This window comes from Promicromonospora citrea (assembly GCF_013004695.1).
Lineage (GTDB): Bacteria > Actinomycetota > Actinomycetes > Actinomycetales > Cellulomonadaceae > Promicromonospora > Promicromonospora citrea.
Window position 1 is genome coordinate 32,825 of the sequence record NZ_JABEMG010000015.1, and the last position, 19,547, is coordinate 52,371.

Annotated in this window: 25 protein-coding genes; 17 read left to right on the top strand and 8 right to left on the bottom strand. The window is 74.9% G+C overall.

What is annotated here, in order from left to right; all coding sequences use genetic code 11:
• The first annotated feature begins 254 nt into the window (after positions 1 to 254).
• From HLB15_RS05035 to HLB15_RS05080, 10 genes are all read left to right on the top strand, one after another.
• Positions 255 to 1,289 (top strand): putative F420-0 ABC transporter substrate-binding protein, encoded by a 1,035-nt coding sequence (locus HLB15_RS05035; protein WP_373291082.1) that lies wholly within the window; start codon positions 255 to 257, stop codon positions 1,287 to 1,289.
• An 8-nt stretch (positions 1,290 to 1,297) separates the two neighbouring features.
• Positions 1,298 to 2,380, top strand: coding sequence for a putative F420-0 ABC transporter permease subunit (locus tag HLB15_RS05040; RefSeq protein WP_373291083.1), 1,083 nt, complete (start codon positions 1,298 to 1,300; stop codon positions 2,378 to 2,380).
• The gene (locus HLB15_RS05045; protein ID WP_171104209.1) at positions 2,377 to 3,246 is read left to right on the top strand and encodes an ABC transporter ATP-binding protein; all 870 of its coding nucleotides are present in this window, start codon (positions 2,377 to 2,379) and stop codon (positions 3,244 to 3,246) included. Before HLB15_RS05040 ends, HLB15_RS05045 begins: the two co-directional genes overlap by 4 nt.
• A 15-nt stretch (positions 3,247 to 3,261) precedes the next feature.
• Positions 3,262 to 3,657: a nitroreductase family deazaflavin-dependent oxidoreductase gene (locus tag HLB15_RS05050; protein WP_171104210.1), complete on the top strand. Its 396-nt coding sequence runs from the start codon at positions 3,262 to 3,264 to the stop codon at positions 3,655 to 3,657.
• A 58-nt stretch (positions 3,658 to 3,715) separates the two neighbouring features.
• Positions 3,716 to 4,198, top strand: a complete 483-nt coding sequence (locus HLB15_RS05055) for a GNAT family N-acetyltransferase (RefSeq protein ID WP_229785233.1) — start codon at positions 3,716 to 3,718, stop codon at positions 4,196 to 4,198.
• Positions 4,199 to 4,216: 18 nt separating this feature from the next.
• On the top strand, positions 4,217 to 4,705 hold the full coding sequence (locus tag HLB15_RS05060; RefSeq protein ID WP_171104212.1) for a GNAT family N-acetyltransferase: 489 nt from the start codon (positions 4,217 to 4,219) through the stop codon (positions 4,703 to 4,705).
• Between the two features lie 49 nt (positions 4,706 to 4,754).
• The gene (locus HLB15_RS05065) at positions 4,755 to 5,693 is read left to right on the top strand and encodes a GNAT family N-acetyltransferase (protein WP_171104213.1); all 939 of its coding nucleotides are present in this window, start codon (positions 4,755 to 4,757) and stop codon (positions 5,691 to 5,693) included.
• A complete protein-coding gene (locus tag HLB15_RS05070) occupies positions 5,693 to 6,214 on the top strand; it encodes an RBBP9/YdeN family alpha/beta hydrolase (protein ID WP_171104214.1) in 522 nt (173 codons plus the stop codon). Before HLB15_RS05065 ends, HLB15_RS05070 begins: the two co-directional genes overlap by 1 nt.
• An 84-nt stretch (positions 6,215 to 6,298) precedes the next feature.
• Positions 6,299 to 6,925, top strand: coding sequence for a ClpP family protease (locus HLB15_RS05075; protein WP_171104215.1), 627 nt, complete (start codon positions 6,299 to 6,301; stop codon positions 6,923 to 6,925).
• The gene (locus tag HLB15_RS05080) at positions 6,922 to 7,509 is read left to right on the top strand and encodes a ClpP family protease (RefSeq protein ID WP_171104216.1); all 588 of its coding nucleotides are present in this window, start codon (positions 6,922 to 6,924) and stop codon (positions 7,507 to 7,509) included. Before HLB15_RS05075 ends, HLB15_RS05080 begins: the two co-directional genes overlap by 4 nt.
• 9 nt (positions 7,510 to 7,518) lie before the next feature.
• On the opposite strand, the gene HLB15_RS05085 is transcribed toward HLB15_RS05080, so the two are convergent.
• Positions 7,519 to 7,890: a helix-turn-helix domain-containing protein gene (locus HLB15_RS05085; RefSeq protein WP_171104217.1), complete on the bottom strand. Its 372-nt coding sequence runs from the start codon at positions 7,888 to 7,890 to the stop codon at positions 7,519 to 7,521.
• A gap of 152 nt (positions 7,891 to 8,042) precedes the next feature.
• Between HLB15_RS05085 and HLB15_RS05090 the strand changes: the two genes are divergently transcribed.
• Complete coding sequence (locus HLB15_RS05090; RefSeq protein ID WP_171104218.1) at positions 8,043 to 8,633, top strand: HhH-GPD-type base excision DNA repair protein; 591 nt, start codon at positions 8,043 to 8,045, stop codon at positions 8,631 to 8,633.
• Between the two features lie 17 nt (positions 8,634 to 8,650).
• Here HLB15_RS05090 and HLB15_RS05095 read toward each other — a convergent pair whose 3' ends face one another.
• Positions 8,651 to 9,730 (bottom strand): alpha/beta hydrolase, encoded by a 1,080-nt coding sequence (locus tag HLB15_RS05095; RefSeq protein ID WP_171104219.1) that lies wholly within the window; start codon positions 9,728 to 9,730, stop codon positions 8,651 to 8,653.
• The gene (locus tag HLB15_RS05100) at positions 9,727 to 10,086 is read right to left on the bottom strand and encodes a DUF6069 family protein (RefSeq protein ID WP_171104220.1); all 360 of its coding nucleotides are present in this window, start codon (positions 10,084 to 10,086) and stop codon (positions 9,727 to 9,729) included. Before HLB15_RS05100 ends, HLB15_RS05095 begins: the two co-directional genes overlap by 4 nt.
• A gap of 130 nt (positions 10,087 to 10,216) precedes the next feature.
• Between HLB15_RS05100 and HLB15_RS24475 the strand changes: the two genes are divergently transcribed.
• A complete protein-coding gene (locus tag HLB15_RS24475) occupies positions 10,217 to 11,323 on the top strand; it encodes a sensor histidine kinase (RefSeq protein ID WP_171104221.1) in 1,107 nt (368 codons plus the stop codon).
• A complete protein-coding gene (locus HLB15_RS05110; protein ID WP_229785234.1) occupies positions 11,320 to 11,964 on the top strand; it encodes a response regulator in 645 nt (214 codons plus the stop codon). Before HLB15_RS24475 ends, HLB15_RS05110 begins: the two co-directional genes overlap by 4 nt.
• 14 nt (positions 11,965 to 11,978) lie before the next feature.
• On the opposite strand, the gene HLB15_RS05115 is transcribed toward HLB15_RS05110, so the two are convergent.
• Genes HLB15_RS05115 through HLB15_RS05125 form a run of 3 tightly spaced genes read right to left on the bottom strand, consistent with a single transcriptional unit; the run spans position 11,979 to position 14,448 of the window.
• The gene (locus HLB15_RS05115) at positions 11,979 to 12,860 is read right to left on the bottom strand and encodes a putative RNA methyltransferase (RefSeq protein ID WP_171104223.1); all 882 of its coding nucleotides are present in this window, start codon (positions 12,858 to 12,860) and stop codon (positions 11,979 to 11,981) included.
• Positions 12,861 to 12,895: 35 nt separating this feature from the next.
• Positions 12,896 to 13,951, bottom strand: a complete 1,056-nt coding sequence (locus HLB15_RS05120; protein WP_229785236.1) for a diaminopropionate ammonia-lyase — start codon at positions 13,949 to 13,951, stop codon at positions 12,896 to 12,898.
• A gap of 41 nt (positions 13,952 to 13,992) precedes the next feature.
• On the bottom strand, positions 13,993 to 14,448 hold the full coding sequence (locus HLB15_RS05125; protein WP_171104224.1) for an anthrone oxygenase family protein: 456 nt from the start codon (positions 14,446 to 14,448) through the stop codon (positions 13,993 to 13,995).
• Between the two features lie 163 nt (positions 14,449 to 14,611).
• On the opposite strand from HLB15_RS05125, the gene HLB15_RS05130 reads away from it, so the two are divergent.
• From HLB15_RS05130 to HLB15_RS05140, 3 genes are read left to right on the top strand one after another with little or no spacing between them, the layout of a single operon-like run.
• Positions 14,612 to 15,235: a DUF4126 domain-containing protein gene (locus HLB15_RS05130; RefSeq protein ID WP_171104225.1), complete on the top strand. Its 624-nt coding sequence runs from the start codon at positions 14,612 to 14,614 to the stop codon at positions 15,233 to 15,235.
• Positions 15,219 to 16,340, top strand: a complete 1,122-nt coding sequence (locus HLB15_RS05135; protein WP_171104226.1) for a winged helix DNA-binding domain-containing protein — start codon at positions 15,219 to 15,221, stop codon at positions 16,338 to 16,340. The genes HLB15_RS05130 and HLB15_RS05135 overlap by 17 nt, the downstream gene beginning before the upstream one ends.
• Before the next feature lie 58 nt (positions 16,341 to 16,398).
• Positions 16,399 to 17,082 carry an SIMPL domain-containing protein gene (locus HLB15_RS05140; protein WP_171104227.1) on the top strand — a complete coding sequence of 228 codons (684 nt, stop codon included), beginning with the start codon at positions 16,399 to 16,401 and terminating at the stop codon, positions 17,080 to 17,082.
• Between the two features lie 9 nt (positions 17,083 to 17,091).
• Here HLB15_RS05140 and HLB15_RS05145 read toward each other — a convergent pair whose 3' ends face one another.
• Both HLB15_RS05145 and HLB15_RS05150 read right to left on the bottom strand, forming a co-directional pair.
• A complete protein-coding gene (locus tag HLB15_RS05145; RefSeq protein WP_171104228.1) occupies positions 17,092 to 18,117 on the bottom strand; it encodes a P1 family peptidase in 1,026 nt (341 codons plus the stop codon).
• 71 nt (positions 18,118 to 18,188) lie between these two features.
• The gene (locus HLB15_RS05150) at positions 18,189 to 18,566 is read right to left on the bottom strand and encodes a VOC family protein (protein WP_171104229.1); all 378 of its coding nucleotides are present in this window, start codon (positions 18,564 to 18,566) and stop codon (positions 18,189 to 18,191) included.
• A 57-nt stretch (positions 18,567 to 18,623) separates the two neighbouring features.
• Between HLB15_RS05150 and HLB15_RS05155 the strand changes: the two genes are divergently transcribed.
• Positions 18,624 to 19,376: a TetR/AcrR family transcriptional regulator gene (locus HLB15_RS05155; RefSeq protein WP_229785238.1), complete on the top strand. Its 753-nt coding sequence runs from the start codon at positions 18,624 to 18,626 to the stop codon at positions 19,374 to 19,376.
• Positions 19,377 to 19,547 lie beyond the last annotated feature (171 nt).

Genomic DNA, 19,547 nt, shown 5'->3' on the forward strand with positions numbered 1-19,547 from the left:
GTTGCGACCACCGTAGGCACGGACGCTCCCCGGTCGCGCGGGGACGGGGCACGGGGCTGCGACCGGGTGACGGGCAGGGCCTCGATCCGGCATCTGCGCAGGTGTATCGTGACGGAGGGTCGTGGGTCCTCATCTGGCCCGCGGAACGCGGCTCGTCCTGTGGGCCGCTCTCCCGCCCGGACGCGAGATGGCGCGTCGCTGCTCATCCCCCGGCTCGTACGCCGGGGGCTGCTCGCCGACCCCTGGAGTCCTCCGTGACCCGCGTCCCCACGCACCCGTCCTCCCGCCGTGCGCGCCGAGCCGCGCTGCCCGTCGTCCTGCCCGTTGTGCTGTCGGCCGGCCTCGTCGCCGTCCTCGCCGCCTGCTCGGCGCCTGCGTCCGGTGACCCGGCCACGTCGGCCGCGCCGTCGGCCGGCTTCCCCGTGACCCTCGACAACTGCGGGTTCGAGACCACGATCGACGCCCCGCCCGAGCGAGTGGTGACCGTCAAGTCGTCCACGACGGAGATGCTGCTCGCGCTCGGGCTGGGCGACCGCATCGTCGGCTCGGCGTTCCTGGACGGCCCCGTGCCCGACGACCTGGCGACCGTGCCGGCGGTGGAGGAGCCGTTCGCCGACCAGGCGCCCGGCTCGGAGGCGACCCTCGCGCTCGAGCCCGACCTCGTCTACGCGGGCTGGGAGTCCAACCTCACCGCCGAGACGGCGGGCGACCGCGCGACCCTGGCGTCGCTCGGTGTCGCCACCTACGTCTCGCCCGCCGCCTGCAAGGCCGAGGGGTACATGCCCGACCCGCTCACGTTCGACACGGTCTTCGACGAGATCACCGAGGTCGGGTCGCTGTTCGGCGCGCAGGACGCGGCCGCGGCGCTCGTCGAGGAGCAGCGCGCCGCGCTCGAGGCGATCGAGCCCGACGACCGCGGGCTGACGGCCCTGTGGTGGTCGTCCGGGGACGACACCCCGTACGTGGGGGCCGGCATCGGGGCGCCGCAGATGATCATGGAGGCGGCGGGCCTGACCAACGTCGCGGCCGACGTCCACGACACATGGACCTCGCTCGGCTGGGAGAGCGTCGTCGAGGCGGACCCCGACGTCGTCGTGCTGGTCGACGCCGCGTGGAACCCCGCCGACGCCAAGATCGACACCCTCGAGTCCGACCCTGCCACGCGGGAGATGTCGGCCGTGCGGCACGACCGCTACGTCGTCGTCCCGTTCCCCGCCACCGAGGCGGGGGTACGCAACGTCGACGCCGTGGCCTCCGTCGTCGACCAGCTGGCGGACCTGGACCTGTGAGCGCACCGGTGAGCACCCGCACCGGGCCCGTCGCCGTCCGCGCGGGGGGCCGCCCGAGGCCGCGACCGGCCGCCCGGCCCGGTCCGCGCCCCTGGCTCGCCCTGCCGGTCGCGGCCGCCGTGCTCGTGCTGAGCGTCGGCGTCGCGGTGACGATCGGCCCCGCCGACCTCGCCCTGACCGAGGTGGCCCGCTCGCTCGCGACGCACCTGGGGGTCGGCGGGCTGCTCGGGACCGAGCCGCTGAGCGCCCTGCGCGACGGCATGGTGTGGCAGCTGCGCATGCCGAGGATCCTCACGGCGGCCGCCGTCGGCGCGGGGCTCGCCCTGTGCGGTGCCGTCATGCAGTCGCTGACGCGCAACCCGCTCGCCGACCCGTACCTGCTGGGCCTGTCGTCCGGCGCGTCGCTCGGCGCCGTGCTGGTGCTGCTGGCCGGGGTGCCGCTGCTGCTGCCCGTCGCGGCGTTCGCGGGCGCCGTGGGGGCACTGGCGCTGGCCCTCACGCTCGCCGGCGCGCTCGGCGTCGTCACGCCCACCCGCACCGTCCTGGCGGGGCTGGCGATCAGCCAGCTCTGCGCGGCGGCCGTGTCGTTCGTCATCTTCTGGTCGGCCACGGGCGACGCGTTCCGCGAGGTCCTGTCCTGGCTCATGGGCTCGGTGGCATCGGCGACCTGGACGTCGGTCGTGATCGCAGCGGGCGCCGTCGTGCTGCTGGGCGTGCCGCTCGCCCTGAGCGGCTCGGTGCTCGACGCCTTCACGTTCGGCGACACCGCGGCGGGCGCCCTGGGCATGCCCGTGAACCGGACCCGCTGGGTGCTGCTCGTCGGGGTCGCGCTGCTGACCGGCGCGCTCGTCTCGCAGAGCGGGTCGATCGGGTTCGTCGGCCTCGTGCTGCCGCACGCGGTGCGTCTGCTGACGGGTGCGCGGCACCGGCTGCTGCTGCCGCTGTCGGCGCTGACGGGCGCGTCGTTCCTCGTCTGGGCGGACACTCTGGCACGGACGGTGTTCGAGCCACGCGAGCTGCCCGTCGGCATCGTGACGGCGGCCATCGGCGCCCCCGTCTTCGCGTTCCTCCTGTGGAAGGGCAACCGATGAGTGCGGGATCCTCGACGGTGCAGACGGTGCCGACCGGGTACCGGACCCACCCGCAGGACGCGGGGCCGGGGTTGACGGCGACGGGCGTCTCGTGGGGCATCGACGGCCGCCTGGTGCTCGACGGCGTCGGGCTGCTCGCCCCGGCCGCCGGCGTCACGGGGCTGCTCGGCCCGAACGGCTCCGGCAAGTCGACGCTGCTGCGCGTGCTCGCCGGGGTGCAGCAGGCGGGCGGGGCCGCCGGCGACGCCGCCCGGACGACCTTCGGCGGAGCCGACCTCGCAGCCCTCCCGCGCAGGCAGCGCGCCCGGGTGCTGGCGCTCGTCGAGCAGGACGCGACCACGGACCTGCCGCTGACCGTCCTCGACGCCGTCCTGCTCGGACGCATCCCGCACCGTGCCCTGCTCGCAGGCGACTCCGACGCGGACCGCGCCGTCGCGCGCACGGCGCTGGCCACCGCAGGGGCGCACGAGCTCGCCGACCGTGAGGTCGGCACGCTGTCGGGCGGCGAGCGTCAGCGGGTGCACCTCGCCAGGGCGCTCGCCCAGGAGCCGCGTCTGCTGCTGCTCGACGAGCCGACCAACCACCTCGACGTCGCCGCACAGCTCGGCGCGATGCGCGTGCTGCGGGAGCTCGCGGCCGACGGCGTCACCGTCGTCACCGCCCTGCACGACCTCAACCTGGCCGCGGCGACCTGCGACCACGTCGTGCTGCTGGCGAGCGGCCGCGTCGTGGCCGCCGGGCCCGTCGCCGACGTGCTGGTGCCCGAGGTCCTCGAGCCGATCTACGGCGTGCGGGTCGACGTGCTCACGCACCCGCGCACAGGCCGCCCCGTGCTGTCCTTCGACCTGACGGATCCGCCCTCCTGAACCATGATGGAGGTCATGGCCGCACCCGAGTTCGTCGTCCAGGCAGGCAAGGTCCTCAACCCGTGGATGCTCCGCGTCGCGGGGCACGTGCCGCCGTGGGTGGCGCTGCACCACGTCGGCCGCCGCTCCGGCAAGGAGTACACGACGCCGCTGGTCGCGTTCGCCGCCCGGCCCGGGGAGCACGTCGTGGCCGTGCTGCCGCTGCCGTGGGGCTCCGGGACCGACTGGGCGCGCAACACCATGAGCTCCGGCACCGTGCGGGTGACGCGCGGTGGCCACGAGTTCGAGGTGCGGGACGTACGGCTGGTCCCCGCGCACGAGGCGGTCGGCTGGCTGGCCCCCGTCCCCGCGAAGCTCATGTCGGCGGTCGGTGTCGAGGAGTGCCTGGTCGGGACGCTGCACCGCGCCTGACACCGCCCGGCGACCGGGGCGTCGCCCCGGGCACCGGCACAGGGGTATGTTGCGCGCCGTGAACGTGCGCACAGCCTCGCTGCCCGACGCCGCCGCGGTCGCCCAGGTGCACCACACCACCTGGGTCACGACGTACGGGGCGATCCTCCCGCCCGAGTTCTGGGCCACCGCCACGCTCGAGCGCCGTGTCGCGACGTGGCGGCGCTGGCTCGCCAACGGTGCCGCCCCGCTCGTCGCCGAGGTCGACGGCGTCGTGGTCGGCGTCGCGATGGCCGGCGAGGCCGTCGAGCAGGAGGACATCCCGCCGGTGCGCGACGCACAGCTCTACCTCCTGTACGTCCTCGCGGAGCAGCACGGGACCGGCGTCGGGCAGGCCCTGCTGGACGCCACGCTGCCGCCCGGCACGCCCGCCCAGCTCTGGGTCGCCGAGGACAACCCGCGCGCCCGCCGGTTCTACGAGCGCAACGGCTTCGTGGTCGAAGGTGCCCGCGTGGTCGACACGACCATGGCCGACCTGGCCGAGATTCGAATGGTCCGGTAGTCGGGTTACGGTTCCGCCATGTCTGATTTCCACGTCCGCGCCTCGACCCCCGACGACGCCGTCGGCATCGCCGCGGTGCACTGGACCACGCGACGGGCGGCGTTCGGCGAGCTCCTGCCGCCCGCGCACTGGGAGACCGAGACGCTCGGCACCCGGACCGAGGGCTGGATGCGCATCCTGGCCGCGGGGAACAAGGCACTGGTCGCCGAGATGGGCGACAAGATCGTCGGCTTCGCGATGAAGAACCCCTCCGGGCCGCACCTGGGCCACCCGCCCGCGCGGGCGGTCGAGCTGCACGAGCTCTACGTCGACCCGGCCTACCACGGGACCAACGTCGGCCACGCCCTGCTGGAGAACATCCTGCCGCCCGGCACCGCCGCGCAGCTGTGGACCTACGCGTCCAACCCGCGCGCCCGCAAGTTCTTCCAGCGCGCGGGCTTCCTGCCCGACGGTGTGACGGAGACCGACCCGGACACGGGGGTGCTCGAGGTCCGCCTGGTGCGCTGACCTGGGCAGGCGGGTCCGTCGGCCGTGCTCGACGTGCCAGGATCGTGCCATGAGCGAGGCGTACGCGATCGAGCTGCACACCGATCCCGCCGCGGTGCTCGCCGCTGCGGGCGACCTGCTGGCCGCCGACCCCGTCGTCTGGAGCGTCGTCGCGTCCGTGACGCACCACAGCGCACGCACGTTCACGCCCGGAGCGCCCCGGCCGCCCCACCCGACGTGGTGGGCCGTGGTGCGGGAGGCGCGCGGCGCCGTCGTCGGCGTGGCGATGCGCACCATGCCGCGCGCCCCGCACACCGTGTGGGTACCCGCCCTGCCCGACGACGCGGCGCGGCTGCTGGCCCGTGCCGCGCTGGAGCACACCGCGCGGGCGGACGAGCCGCCCCTCGTCTCCGCGAACGGACCGCGGTCCGCCGTCACGGCGTTCGCCGACGAGGTGGTGCGTGCCTCCGGCGGGACCGTGCGCGAGGACCGGCCCGAACGCCTCTGGGAGGCACGCCGGGTGGTGCCGCCCGACCCCGCCCCGGCGGGGCGCGCGCGGCGCGCGGTCGCGAGCGACCTGCCCCTGGTCGAGACGTGGTTCGACGTCTTCCACGCCGACGCCGACGCGCAGGCCGGGCGCCCGCCCGCCGTCGAGCCGGTGCGCGTCCAGGGCGCTCACCGCTCCGTCGCGGACGGCGACGTGTGGCTGTGGGAGGTCGACGGCGAGGCGGTCCAGCTCACGGCCGCGCGTCCGCCGTCCTTCGGCGTGGTCCGGATCGGGCCGGTCTACACCCCGCCCGAGCACCGCGGGCACGGCTACGCCCGCGCTCTGGTGGCCCACCTGGCCGGCCGGGTGCTCGACGCCGGGCACCGCGTCTGCCTCTACACCGACCGGGACAACCCGGTGTCCCACCGCACGTATGCCGCGATCGGGTTCGAGCCGGTGCTGGACCAGGTCACGCTGGGTATCGTGCGCTCGACCGACACCACGACACGGGGGACACGCTGATGGGACGCAGGGCGATCATCTTCCACGGGACGCGCGCGCAGCCCGGGTGGATCTGGTACCCCTGGCTCGCCGACCGCCTGCGGGCGCGCGGGTACGACGTCGAGACGCCGCACCACCCGGGCCTCAACGTGGAGCCGATCGAGACGTTCCTGCCGGGCGTGCTCGACGCGCACACGTTCGACGAGGACACGGTGCTCGTGGGGCACTCCGGCGGCGCGGCGCTGCTGCTCGCGATCCTCGAGCACCTCGACGTGACCGTGGCGCAGGCGGTGCTCGTGGGCGGGTACTCGACCAACCCCAACCCCGGGCCCGAGCCGGTGCTGCAGGACTCCTACGACTGGGAGAAGATCCGGTCGCACGTGCGCGACATCGTGTTCCTCAACTCCGTGACCGACGAGGCGGGCTGCGACGTCGAGCAGGGCCGTGCGATGTTCGACCGCCTGGGCGGGACGCTCGTCGTGCGCGACGACGGGCACTTCCTCACCGACACGATCGAGATCGCGGACCGGCTGATCCCCTGACCACGCAGGCGTCCCTGCTCTGAGCAGTGCTGCCGAGGGCAGATCCGGCTGCCTCGCACCCCACGGCGGGGGCACGGTGGACGCATGACCGATGCACCCACCCCACCGCAGTTCGACGACCGGACGCGGCGCACCCTGTACGAGCGCCGCGTCCTGGTCCTCGACGGACCCCTCGACGACGACAACGGCACGCTGCTCATGACGCAGCTCATCTCGCTGGCCACGGAGGACCCGGCCGCGGACATCGACCTGTGGATCCACTCGCCGGGCGGCTCCGTGCCCGCGATGCTGGCCATCCGCGACCTCATGCGCACCATCCCCAACGACGTCTCGACGCTCGTCCTGGGCATCGCCTACAGCGCCGGGCAGTTCCTGCTCTCCGCGGGCACGCACGGCAAGCGCCGAGCGCTGCCGAGCTCCCGGGTGCTCATGCACCAGGGCTCCGCGGGCATCGCCGGGACCGCCGTGGACATCGAGCTGCAGGCCGACGACCTGCGCCACACGCGCGACACCGTGCTGCGCCTCGTCGCGGAGGACACCGGGCAGCCGGTGGACCGCGTGTTCGAGGAGTCGCTGCACGATCACTGGTACACCGCGCAGGAGGCGCGCGAGTTCGGGTTCATCGACGCGATCGTGGAGGGCTTCGGGGACATCCGGCCGCGCGAGCGCGCCCGCACCGGCTTCGCCGCCGCCGAGGGAGGCGCCCGATGAGCACCTACACCATCCCGAACGTCATCGCGGCGCACCCGCGCGGCGAACGCATCATGGACGTCTACTCGCAGCTGCTCAGCGAGCGGATCATCTATCTCGGCACGGGCATCGACGCGGGCGTCGCGAACGCCCTCATCGCCCAGCTGATCCACCTGGAGTCGGCAAGCCCGGACAGCGACATCCAGCTCTACATCAACTGCGAGGGCGGGGACCCGGGCGCCGGCATGGCCGTCTACGACACGATGCGGTACATCCGTTCGCCCGTCGCGACGACGTGCGTCGGACAGGCCGTCGCGATCGGGGCGGTGCTCCTGGCCGCGGGGGCCGAGGGCCGGCGGTCGGCCCTGCCGCACGCCCGCGTGGTGCTGCACCAGCCGGCCGCGCAGGGTCGCGGGCCCATCCCCGACCTGATCCTGCAGGCCGACGAGGTGGTCCGCGTCCGGGCCGACATGGAGTCCGTCCTGGCCCGGCACACCGGCCAGAGCGTGGAGACCCTGCGCGCCGACACCGACAGGGACCGCATCTTCACCGCACGCGCCGCGCAGGAGTACGGCCTGCTGGACCAGGTGATCGAGGAGCGGTGAGCCGCGCGGCTACGCCGCCAGCGCGAAGGCTGCCCGGCACGTCGGCTGTCGGGCAGCCCCTCGCACGGCACCCAGGCGGTCGGCGACGGCGCTGACCAGGTCGACCAACGTGATGCCCAGCGCACCCGTGACCGCGGCGATCATCTCGCTCGAGGGCTCCTTGACCCCGCGCTCGATCTCCGACAGGTACTGCGGCGAGATGCCGGCACGGCGGGCCGTCTGGTCCAGCGTCTCCTCGCGCTGATGACGCACGTCGCGCAGGCGCTCGCCGACCAGGTGCCGCCACAGCGGCTCGCGCGCCGCCGGGCGCGGGGCGTCGCCGTCACGGGGACGTCCGTCGCTCGCCGGGGTGCGGACCGGTGCGGGTGCTGTCTCGGCCATGCGCCCGAGCGTAGGGCGGGGCACCGGCGACGGCGCGCGGTTCTGCTCAGAGCAGCGAGGGCGCGTCCCGGTCGGCGGCCGCGGGGCGCCGGCCGGGCGGGCGTCGGCCCGGGCCGCTGGCCAGGCGGGCCCGAGCCCGTCAGGATGGAGGCATGACCTCCAGGCTCTGGATCACCGGCGACCCCGACACGGACGCGCTGCTGAGCGACGACCCGTTCGCCCTCCTCGTGGGCATGCTGCTCGACCAGCAGTTCCCGATGGAGCACGCCTTCGCCGGACCGGGCAAGATCCGGGAGCGCATGGGCTCGTTCGACGTCCGCGCCATCGCGGAGGCCGATCCCGAGGAGTTCGTGGCGATGGCGACCACTCCCCCGGCGATCCACCGGTACGGCCGGTCCATGGCGGGGCGGGTGCTGGAGCTCGCCCGCACGGTCGTCGACGAGTACGACGGCGACGCGGCGCGCATCTGGACGGCGCCCGGCGCCGACGGCGGTGCGCCGACCGGCCGCGAGGTGCTCCGGCGGCTCAACGCCCTGCCCGGGTACGGCGAGCGCAAGGCCAAGATCTTCCTCGCGCTGCTCGGCAAGCAGCGCGGTGTCCGGCCCGAGGGCTGGCGCGAGGCGGCGGGCGAGTTCGGCGAGGAGGGGTCGCGGCGCTCGATCGCCGACGTGACGAGCGCTGAGGCCCTGCAGGAGGTCCGCGCGTTCAAGAAGGCGCAGAAGGCTGCGGCGAAGAAGGGCTGAGGGCACCACGCGCCCCCTCACCTCCCCACCACCCTGTTCGCGAACGCCTCCACCGCATTCACCACGGCGGTAAACCGCGGCGACCAGAAGAGGTCGAAGCCGTGCTGCCCACCCGGCAGCTCCGCGTACACCACCGGGGCATGCGACACGGAGCGCAGCCGACCGGCGAACAGCCGGGCGTTCTCGACCGGGACGACCGAGTCGTGGTCGCCGTGCACGACCATCACCGGGGGCGCGTCGGCGCCGACCGTCTCCGTCGGCGACGTCTCCGGACCACGACCGAAGTACCGACCCCAGTACCCGCCCAGCCCGACGACCGCGCTCACCGACGTGTCCACGCCCTCGAACGTCCGCTCGCCCTCCGGTGCGCAGGCTGCCAGCGCCGACATGTGCGCACCGGCCGAGGAGCCGCTCAGGACGATCCGACCCGGGTCGGCGCCCCAGGCCTCGCCGTGCCGCCGGACCCAGGCGACCAACCGCCGGACGTCCTCGACGTGCTCCTCGACCGACGCGGCGGGCCGCAGCCGGTAGTTCGCGCTCAGGCAGACCCAGCCGCGCTCGGCCAGCCGGTGCAGCAGCGGCAGGGACTGTGAGCTCTTGTGCCCGGTGGTGTAGTAGCCGCCGTGGAGGTGGATCAGCACGGGTGCGCCGGTGCCACCGGCCCTGCGCCGGTACAGGTCGAACCGGTGTCGCCGGCCCGCAGGGCCGTAGACGAGGTCGGAGACCCGCTCGACGGTGCGAGGACGCACGGCGAACGGCAGGAGGAGCACGCGCCACCACGGGCCGGACGGCACCGGGGTCGGGGCCACGGCACCCCGCAGCACCGCCCCGGCACGGGCCCCGCGCCAGGCCGTCAGGACCAGGCACCCGGCTGCGAGGACCGCCGCGGCGGCCGCGACCGGCGAGCCGAGGTCACCCTGGACCACCGCCAGGGCCGTGCTGGCCCCGAACGCGAGCGCCGCCAGGACGGGCAGCTCGCCGATCGCCAGCGTCGTGAGGAACAGCGCGGCGCCGAGCGGCCTGGGCAGCCGGGGCGGGCGTAGCGCGGGCAGCGCCAGCACCGCGAGGCCGACGAGGTAGCCGACCGGGGTGCTCATCGGCGCGCCAGCCCGGCCAGGAGGATCCCGCCCACGAGCACGTGCATGCCGAGCAGGACCAGCACCGCAGCGGCGGAACCGGCGCCCAGCGGTCCCGCGCAGGACACGGCGAGCACGACGCACGCGATCACCACCCAGGCACGACCACCGCGGGCCGTGACGCGCTCGAGCACCGCGCGCAGGCCCCACCCGGCGAGCCCCGCCACGAGGCATGCGAGGACGACGGGGACGACGCCGACGGCAGTGGCCCCCACGGTCAGGTCGACCCCGGCGACGGGCACGGCGGCGACCCACAGTGCGACGGCTACGGCCGTGGCGGCGAGAACGACGAGGATGCGGCGCAGGTGTGTGTTCATGCGGCCCAGTCTTGGCGGCGCGTCGGACCCGCACATCGGCCGGACGGACTCGTCGACCCGTGCTCGGGGAGGTGGCGCCTCCTCCTTTGGTAGGTGCTCCTCGGCGGCCGGTCCTGGATAGCCTGCCTCCGTGACAGCCCGCCCGGACGCCGCAGAGGTCGCCATCACCGCCACGGTCGTGTGCGCGATGACGGCGGTGAGCCTCGTGCTGCGGGACCTGCCTGGTCCGCTCGCGGTCGTGGTGGCCGTCGCCGCGGCGTCGGCGGGCATCGCTCAGCTGTGGTGGCCGCTCCCGGGCGGGATCGCCGCCGGGGTGCTGGCCGGCGTCTCCTCGGTGGCGACGCCGGCCTCGACGATCAGCACCCTGCAGATCGCGTGGCGAGAGCGGTTCGGCACGGCCGCCGTGGTGGCCGGCGTGGGTGCGGCCGGGCACCTGGCGCAGTGGTTCGTGGCGTCCTCGCCGCCGATCCCGTTCCGCTGGTGGGCCCTGCTCGTCGGCGCGGTCTACGGCGCCCTGCTGGCCTGGGGTGCGTTCGGCCAGTCCCGCAGGGCGCTGCTCGTCTCCCTGCACCAGCGGGCGGTCCGGGCCGAGGCCGAGCAGGGCAGGCGTGTCGCGGAGGCCCGGGCGTCCGAGCGGCGCGAGCTCGCCCGCGAGATGCACGACGTGCTCGCCCACCGGCTGACCCTGGTCGCCACGCACGCCGGGGCCCTGGAGTACCGGCCGGACGCCCCGCCGGAGCGCCTTGCGCAGGCCGCCGGCGTGGTCCGGGAGGGGGTCCATCAGGCCCTCGACGAGCTTCGCCAGGTGATCGGCCTGCTCCGGGAGGACGGGCCGGCGGACACGGCGCCACCCGGCCTGGAGGACGTGCCCGCGCTGCTCGACGACGCCCGCCGCGCGGACCAGCGCGTGACGGTCCGCGAGGACCTGTCGGACACACCCCCGCCCGTCGCGGTGGGCCGGGCCGCCTACCGGGTGGTGCAGGAAGGCCTGACGAACGCGCGCAGGCACGCCCCCGGCGCGGCGGTCGAGCTCTCGCTGCGCGGCACACCCGGCGAGGGCCTCGAGATCGCGGTCACCAACGACCTGGCGGAGACGGCCTCGAGGACACCGCCGCCCGGCGGGGGCCTGGGGCTCGTCGGCCTGACCGAGCGCGTGCGCCTCGTCGGTGGGCGCCTCGACCACGGCGCCGCCGCGGGCCGGTTCGGCCTGCGCGCGTGGCTACCATGGCCGCCATGACCCGCGTCCTGGTCGTCGACGACGACGCCCTCGTGCGCGCGGGCCTCACGATGATGCTCGACGGCTCCGCCGGCATCACGGTCGTCGCCGAGGCGGCCGACGGCGGCGAGGCGGTGAGCGCTGCCGACGCGCACCGTCCGGACGTCGTGCTCATGGACCTGCGGATGCCGCGCGTCGACGGCATCACCGCGACCCGCCGCCTCGTCGGCCGGCCCGGACCGCCGAAGGTCGTCGTGCTGACCACGTTCGACACCGACGAGAACATCGTCGGGGCTCTGCGCGCGGGCGCCAGCGGCTTCCTGCTCAAGGACACGCCGCCGGCCGCGATCGCCGACGCCGTGACGCGGGCGGCGGCCGGCGAGCCGATCCTGTCTCCCGCGGTGCTCCGGACGCTCATGGACCGCACGCTGCGTCAGACGGACACCTGGGCCACGGCCCGCGCGAGCCTCGCGGCGCTGACCCCGCGCGAGCACGACGTCACGCTCGCCGTGGCCTCCGGACGCTCCAACGCCGACATCGCCGCCGATCTCACGATGAGCGTCACGACGGTGAAGTCGCACGTGTCGAACATCCTGGCCAAGCTCGGCCTCGAGAACCGCACCCAGCTCGCGATCCTGGCGCACGACGCGGGTCTCGTCTGAGCGAGGGCCGGCGGTCAGCGCCGGCGGTACACCGTGGCCAGCACCGACACGGTCACCTCGTCCGGCAGGTCGTCCGCGGACAGCTCCGCCGCGCTGACGTGGCGCGCGCTCGGCGTCATGAGCACGAGGTCCGTCGCCTCCTGCCGCGTGAGCGGCGTCGTGTACCGGACCTCCCGCGTGGGGCCCGCCACGAGATACGGGTCGAGCGCCGCGTGCAGCCGCCGTTCCTTGTCCGGGTCGACGGCCACCATACGGGCGACCTGGCGGCGCAGCTCGGCGAGGTGGCCGCCGAACGGCCGCACGACCACGAGCGCGCCGCCCGGGCGCAGCACCCGGTGGAACTCGGCGGGGTTGCGCGGCGCGAAGACGTCGAGCAGCACGTCGGCACCCTCGGAGACGACCGGGAACGGACGGAAGACGTCCCACGTCGCGGCCGCGGCGCGCGGGTGTGCCTTCGCCGCGACGCGCAGCGCGTGCGCCGACGTGTCCAGGCCGAGGCCGACCACCTCAGCGGCCGCGTCCGCCGCGAGCGCGTCCAGCACCCCGGCGAGGTAGTAGCCCGTACCGCACCCGACGTCCACGACGACGCGGTCCCGCCCGTCGTGCCGAGCGGTGCCGCCGACAGCCTCGACCGCGAGCTCGGCCACCGCGTCGCGGACCGGCGCATATCGGCCCGCGGCCAGGAAGTCGCGCCGTGCTCGCGCCATCGGGCCGTCGTCGCCGCTCGTGGCACGCGCACCGGTGAGCAGCCCGGCGTAGCCGTGCCGCGCGACGTCGAAGCTGTGCCGCTCCGGGCAGCGCAGGGCCCTGTCGGCCGCGGACAGCGGCGCGGCGCAGGCCGGGCAGCGCAGCAGCGGCAGGACGAGGTCGAGGGCGGCGGGCAACGAGGTGGGCACGAGGAGGTCTCCTGACGCGAGGACGGTGTGGAGGGTCAGACCCGGTCGTCGGGCACCGGGTTGGCCGCCCGCCCCTCGGTCGACAGGAGCAGCACGACGGCGTCGCGCGGCAGGCCGATGGCGCGGCGCCACCCGGCCTGCCCCAGCACGAGCCGGGCGGCCGCCAGGGTCGCGGCCCCGCACGGACCCGCGTCGACGCCGAGCCGCGCCAGGTCCTCGACCGCGGCCGCCGCCTGGTCGTCGGACACCGTGACGGCGCCGGCGAGGCCGTCCCGCAGCACCGGCCAGGCGAGCGTCGAGACGGTCCCGCAGGTCAGACCGGTCATGATCGTCTCGCCCGGGGTCACGCCCACGGGTTCGCCGGCGCGCAGGGAGGCCACCAGCGGCGCGGCCCGGTCGGGCTCGACGGCGAGCAGCGCGGGGGCGTCCCGTCCCGCGCCGCGGTAGTGCGTGACCACGGCCTGGGCGAACGAGCCGACGCCGACCGGCACGACCACGAGGTCCGGCGCGGCGACGCCGAGAGCGGCGAGCTGGTCGTCGGCCTCGGCGCAGAGCGTCCCGTACCCTTCGACGACCCACCGCGGGATCTCGGTGTACCCGGGCCAGGCCGTGTCCTGGACCAGCACCGCCGCGGGGTCGGCGGCGGCGTCCTGCGCCGCGCGGGCCACCGCGGTGTCGTAGTCCCCGTCGACGTCGACCGTGGCCGCACCCTCCCCCGCGACGGCGGCCACCGCCTGCGCCGTGACGCCCCGGGGCAGATACACCGTCGCCGCGGCGCCGACCAGCCCCGCCACGTGCGCGACGGCGCGGCCGTGGTTGCCGTCCGTCGCGGCGTAGAGGCGCACGTCGTGCCCGCGGACGGCGGCGCGGACCGCGTCGAGGGTGAGGTCCGCCGCGCCGAACCGGCGCGCGAGGGCGCGGGCGGCCGCGTAGGACGCCCCGAGCACCTTGAACGACTGCAGCCCGAGGCGCCCGGCCTCCTCCTTGACGAGGACGCGCCCGACGCCGAGCTCGTCCGCCAGCTCCGCCACGTCGCGCAGGGGGGTCGGGGCGTATCCGGGCAGGGTGCGGTGGAAGTCGAGGGCGGGCACGGGGTCGATTGTCCCCGACCCGGACGGGCGGGGCCGAACGCTCAGCGCAGCCCGACGGCCGCCAGCACCGTCGCGACGACGCCCGCGACGGTCCGCACGTGGTTCCACCGCGCCCACGGCTGCCATGTGGCGCGCCACACGGGTGCCTTCTCCGGGGCGGCGAGCAGCTTGTTGTTCAGCGGCACGTTGCCCGCCATGGTCACGACGAACGTGCCCACGAGATAGACGGCCGCCGCCGCCAGCACCCACGCGCCGCCCGCCCGGCCCGAGACGAGGCCCCAGATGCCGGTCACCGCGGGCACGAGCAGCGCACCGAAGAACACGACCATGAACGGGGGCCGTACCGCGCTCTCGTTGATGCCGTTCATCGCGGTGCCCGCCGCGTCGTCGGCGACCCGGGCGAGGCCAGGGACCACGAACGAGGAGAAGCCGTAGAACACGCCGGCCGAGAGCCCCAGCAGCACCACGGAGGCGACGGCGAGGACGGTCCAGAGCATCAGGGCCTCCGGGGTGAAAGAAGCAGGTCGGGCGAACGTCTGCCACTCTCGCAGACCGGACCTGCATGTTCCAGGCAGAACGCCCGCACCGCGGGTAACAGATCGGGCACACCGGACTCGTTCGTCACCCGCAGTGTCGGTGTGCCGTGGAACACTTCGGGGCATGCTCGAACTTGCCACCGGAACCGGACTCGCCCTGTCGGCGGGCCTCAACGCCTGGATCCCGCTCATCTTCCTCGGGGCCCTCTCCCGCTTCACCGATCTCGTGGAGCTGCCCGCGACGTGGGCGTGGTTGGAGAACGGCTGGGTCCTGGCCATCCTCTCGGTGCTGCTGGTGCTCGAGTTCGCGGCGGACAAGATCCCGGTGCTCGACTCGATCAACGACGTCGTGCAGACGGTCATCCGCCCCACGGCGGGCGGCATCGCGTTCGGTGCGGGCTCGATGTCGGAGACCACGACGGTCACCGACCCCGGCGCGTTCGTGCAGTCCGGCCAGTGGATCCCGATCGTCGCGGGCATCGTGCTCGCGCTCGGCACGCACGCCGCGAAGGCCGGCGGGCGCGTGGTGGCCAACACCGTCTCGGGCGGCACCGCCGCACCGGCGGTGAGCGCCGCCGAGGACGTGACGAGCATCGGCCTGGGCTTCCTGTCCGTGCTGGCCCCGCTCGCGATCATCCCCGTCGTCATCCTGTTCGTGATCGGAGTGGTCCTGCTGGTCAGGAGCCTGGTCAAGCATCGGCGCGCCCGCGCGGCGGGGCACGGGGGCGACGATGGCTACTACGTCTGAGGTCCGGGCTCTCCAGCGCGCCCGGCTCACCTCGGTCGGCCTCGGCGCCCTGGCAGACGACGGGGGCGTGCCCGGGGTGGTGGCCCGCCTGGGGGCCGTGCAGGCGCAGGAGCTCCACTCGTCCGCGTGGGGCGTCGCGCAGCGGCTGCCCGGACCGGCGACGCACGCCCAGGTGCAGGCGGCGCTGGCCGACGGCTCGATCCTGCGCACCCACGTGCTGCGGCCGACGTGGCACTACGTGGTCCCCGAGGATCTGGCCCCCTTCATGGCCGCGACCGCACCGCGGATCCGCCAGGCCATGCGCTCGGAGGAGAAGGCACGCGGGTTCGACCACGCCCTCCTGCCCCGCCGGTACGAGGTGATCGCGCAGGCGCTGGCCGGCGGCCCGCTCACCCGCAAGGAGCTCGGCGCGACGCTCGCCGAGGCGGAGGGCGCGCCGGTCGACGCCTGGGACCTGGGCCAGGTGATGGCCCACGCGGAGCTCGAGCTGCTCGTGGCGAGCGGCCCGATGCGCGGCAAGCAGGCCACCTACCGGCTGCTGCCGGACCTGCCGAGCTGGGACGAGGACGAGGCTCGCGTGCACCTCGCCCGCGCCTACGTGCGCGGCCACGGCCCGTGCCGCGCCGAGGACGTCGCGTGGTGGGGCACGCTGACCAGGACCGCCGCCCGCGCGGCGGTGGCCGACGCCGGGCTCACCCGGCACGAGGTGGACGGCATGACCCTGTGGACCGACGGCGACCTGCCCGATCCGGCTCCCCCGGGCACCGTGCGCCTGCTGTCGGTCTACGACGAGCTCTTCTGCCACGACTTCGCGGGCTGGCCGCCCCTGACGGTCGGGCCGGCCGGCGGACCAGCGGACGACCCGGGCGGCGGCAAGCCGAGTCGCTGGCTGTTCACGGGCCTGGTGACCGTCGACGGGCTGATCGCGGGAGGCTGGTCGCGCACCCTGCGATCAGCCACGGTGGAGATCACCGTCGAGCTGCGCGACGAGCCGAGCCGTGCGGTGTGGTCGGCCCTCGAGGAGGAGGCGGCCCGCTACGGACGGTTCGTGGGGCGCGAACCGACCGTCGTCCGAGGCCGGCTCGGCAAGGCCACGATCGGCTGACCGGCACGACACCCCGACCGGGTGGCATCCGGTACCGACCGTTCGGCAGACTCCAGGTATGACTCGCATCGCCGTCGAAGGCCAGGCCACGCGCACGCACCCTGCGGAGCGGGGCACCGTCCACCTGCACGTCACGTTCTCGGGCACCCTCCGCAACGACGTGGTGGACCAGGTGGCGCGCACGCACACGATCCTCGTCGACCAGGCCAAGGCGCACGTCGAGGCGGGCGTGGCGGAGCGCTGGGAGTCGGCATCGGTCCACTCCTACGTGTACGACGACCGGGTCCGCAGCTCGCAGTCCGGCGGCAAGCAGCGTGTCCGGCGGTTCCGCGCGTCGGCCCGGCTGACGGTCACCTTCAGCGACTTCGAGGCGCTCTCGACCTGGCTCGCGGAGATCATGGACGTCGACGGCGTGGAGATCGACCGCCTCACGTGGACCCTCACGTCCGAGACCCGCAAGGCGCTGCTCGCCGAGGCCCGCGTGGAGGCCGCGGAGGAGACCGCGGTCCGCGCGCAGTCGTACGCGGACGCCCTGGGTCTCGGCCCGGTCGCCCCCGTCGCGATCTACGAGGCCGGCCTGCGCAACGGCGGGGGCGGCGGGGGCAACGCGCCGATGTACGCGATGCGCGCCGGTGCCATGGCCGAGTCGGGCGGGGCGCAGGTCGAACTGCAGCCGCAGGACATCGAGGTGTCGGTGACGCTCTCGGCCGACTACGAGGCCGGTACCCCCGCCGAGGGCTGACGGCCCGGCTCAGCGGGGAATCGCGCCCGCCTCGCGCAGGCGACGCAGCACCCGCTCGTGCGGCACGGCGACGGCGGTGCCCCGGTGGCCCACCGTCGTCGTCGCCGTGAACAGCGAGTTGAGCAGGGCCTCCTCGACGGCGTCCATGGTCGCGCGGAAGACCGGGTCGAGAGCGGCGTCGTCGGGCGGAGGCGTGTCGCCCGCCCCACCGGGTACCCCGAACGCCAGGGCGTAGTCGCCGCTGCCGCCCGCGAAGTCGGAACCGACCCGCGCCATCGCGAACACCGCACGCCGCGCGACCCGTCCGAGCTGCCGGGCGTCCAGGGGCGCGTCGGTGGCGAGCACGATCATGCACGAGTTGCCCTCCGGCACGGGTGCGGCGTCGTCGGCGGGGATCGGCACCCCGCGCACGGTCAGCGTGCCCGAGAAGTTCGACTGCACGAGGACGCCGACCGTCCAGCCCTCGACGAGCCGCGACGCGGTGCCGATCCCGCCCTTGAACCCGAGCGCCGTCGTCCCCGTCCCCGCGCCCACGCATCCCTCGGCCACGGGCCCGCCCGTGGCTCCGTCGAGCGCGGCGAACACGTGCGCCTCGGTCACGGGCCGTGCGCGCACGTCGCTGAGCAGGCCGTCGTTCGTCTCGCCGACGACCGGGTTGAGGGTGCGCGTCGCCTCGTGCCCCGGCCCGGCCAGCACGTGCGTGACCAGGGCGTCCGCCGCCCGGAACGCGCTGAGGGTCGCGGTGAGCAGCACGGGCGTCTCGATCGCGCCGAGCTCGGCGAGCTGCGTGGCGCCGACCAGCTTGCCGAACCCGTTGCCGACGAAGAGGCCGCACGGCAGGCTGCGCCGCCCCGGCCCGAGGGCGTCGGGGACGATCGCGGTGACGCCGGTGTGCAGGCGCGGCGGGTCGGCGACGGTCGTGTGCCCGACCCGCACCCCCGGCACGTCGGTGAGGGCGTTGTGCGGCCCGGTGGGCAGCGAGCCGACGACGATCCCCAGCTCGCGGGCCCTGCGGGGTTCCTGCGCGTCCGTCATGCCCTCAGCATGGCGGACGGCCCCGCCCTCCCACGACGGGAGAGCAGGGCCGCGCGCGTCAGCCGGTCAGGTCAGACCCACTGGACGAGCTGCCAGACGATGCCGTTCGGGTCGGTGAACTGGCAGTAGCGCTCACCCCACGGCTCGGTCTCCGGGGGCGTGACGACCTCGGCGCCCGCCGCGGAGATCCGGGCGAACTCGGCGTCGAGGTCCTCCACCTCGAACGCGATCAGCAGGCCCTGACCCGCGGGCCCCGCGATGCGTTCGGGCTTGAACGTGCTCAGGCCCACCGCGAGGAACACGATGTTCACGCCGGCGGTGGGGTGACTGAGCGACACGAAGCCGTCGGCGGACATGGCCTCGCTGAACCCGAGGTGCCGAGTGGCGAAGTCGGCCGAGGCGGCGACGTCGGGCACGTTGAGCGACAGGGCGGTACCGGTGATCTTCAATCGGACTCCTCACGTCGAATGAACTCTGTACAGCGTACAACGTAAGATGGTTGCAGAATGTTCCCGCCCCCGCAGAACTGGAGATCCATGCCCCGCGAGCTCGTCGACCTGCTCTGGCGCGACCACCCGGCCGCCCCGCGCGGGGGCACGCGCGGCCCGCGCTCACGCGTCACGACCGGCGCCGTCGTCGAGGCCGCGAGCGCCCTGGCCGACGCCGAGGGGCTCCCCGCGGTGACGGTCCGGCGCCTCGGCGAGACGCTGGGCATCTCGACGATGTCGGTCTACACGCACGTCAACAGCCGCGACGACCTGCTCGTCCTGATGGCCGACGCCGCCTGGGCCGCCATGCCGCTGCCCGACCACACGGGGGGCTGGCGGGCCTGCGTACGGCGCGTCGCGGAGGCGAACCTGGCTCTCCTCGTCGAGCACCCGTGGCTGCTGGAGATCGACGACGACCGCACGGCGTTCGGGCCCGGCACGATCGCGAAGTACGACCACGAGCTGCGCGCGCTCGACGGGCTCGACCTGGACGACGTCGCCCGCGACGCGGCGCTGACGTTCGTGCTCGACTTCGTCCGCGGCGCGGCCCGTGCCCGCCGCCGCGCCCCGCACGCCGACGAGATGCCGGAGCTGTGGGCGCGCTGGTCCGCACCGCTCGCGCGGTACCTGGGCGACGCGCACCCGGTCGCGCAGCGGGTCGGCGCGGCCGCGGGCGAGGCCATGAACGCGCCGTCGAGCCCCGCACACGCGTGGAGGTTCGGGCTGGACCGCGTGCTGGACGCCCTCGAGGCGGCCGCCGGCCGGACCTGACCGCCCGCAGCCTAGCCCCGCGGCCTACGGCCCGGGCCTAGGCTCAACGCCGTTCGGTTAGTTGTTGGGTGTGGCTGTCAAGGTTGTGTTTGTGCTGGTGGGAGTAGTGAAGCTCCTGGTAGGTGAGGACTTGTCCGCCAAAGACGAGTCGTTCACACACCAGGAGCTTCG

Coding starts and splice junctions, on each gene's coding strand:
- HLB15_RS05095 (WP_171104219.1), bottom strand. CDS start 9,730: ATGAGCACCCCGGTCGGCTACCTCGTCGGCCTCGCGGTGCTGGCGCTG.
- HLB15_RS05065 (WP_171104213.1), top strand. CDS start 4,755: ATGAGCGAGGCGTACGCGATCGAGCTGCACACCGATCCCGCCGCGGTG.
- HLB15_RS05080 (WP_171104216.1), top strand. CDS start 6,922: ATGAGCACCTACACCATCCCGAACGTCATCGCGGCGCACCCGCGCGGC.
- HLB15_RS05135 (WP_171104226.1), top strand. CDS start 15,219: ATGGCTACTACGTCTGAGGTCCGGGCTCTCCAGCGCGCCCGGCTCACC.
- HLB15_RS05130 (WP_171104225.1), top strand. CDS start 14,612: ATGCTCGAACTTGCCACCGGAACCGGACTCGCCCTGTCGGCGGGCCTC.
- HLB15_RS05075 (WP_171104215.1), top strand. CDS start 6,299: ATGACCGATGCACCCACCCCACCGCAGTTCGACGACCGGACGCGGCGC.
- HLB15_RS05070 (WP_171104214.1), top strand. CDS start 5,693: ATGGGACGCAGGGCGATCATCTTCCACGGGACGCGCGCGCAGCCCGGG.
- HLB15_RS05110 (WP_229785234.1), top strand. CDS start 11,320: ATGACCCGCGTCCTGGTCGTCGACGACGACGCCCTCGTGCGCGCGGGC.
- HLB15_RS05090 (WP_171104218.1), top strand. CDS start 8,043: ATGACCTCCAGGCTCTGGATCACCGGCGACCCCGACACGGACGCGCTG.
- HLB15_RS05085 (WP_171104217.1), bottom strand. CDS start 7,890: ATGGCCGAGACAGCACCCGCACCGGTCCGCACCCCGGCGAGCGACGGA.
- HLB15_RS05045 (WP_171104209.1), top strand. CDS start 2,377: ATGAGTGCGGGATCCTCGACGGTGCAGACGGTGCCGACCGGGTACCGG.
- HLB15_RS05140 (WP_171104227.1), top strand. CDS start 16,399: ATGACTCGCATCGCCGTCGAAGGCCAGGCCACGCGCACGCACCCTGCG.
- HLB15_RS05125 (WP_171104224.1), bottom strand. CDS start 14,448: ATGCTCTGGACCGTCCTCGCCGTCGCCTCCGTGGTGCTGCTGGGGCTC.
- HLB15_RS05060 (WP_171104212.1), top strand. CDS start 4,217: ATGTCTGATTTCCACGTCCGCGCCTCGACCCCCGACGACGCCGTCGGC.
- HLB15_RS05100 (WP_171104220.1), bottom strand. CDS start 10,086: ATGAACACACACCTGCGCCGCATCCTCGTCGTTCTCGCCGCCACGGCC.
- HLB15_RS05155 (WP_229785238.1), top strand. CDS start 18,624: ATGTTCCCGCCCCCGCAGAACTGGAGATCCATGCCCCGCGAGCTCGTC.
- HLB15_RS05145 (WP_171104228.1), bottom strand. CDS start 18,117: ATGACGGACGCGCAGGAACCCCGCAGGGCCCGCGAGCTGGGGATCGTC.
- HLB15_RS05050 (WP_171104210.1), top strand. CDS start 3,262: ATGGCCGCACCCGAGTTCGTCGTCCAGGCAGGCAAGGTCCTCAACCCG.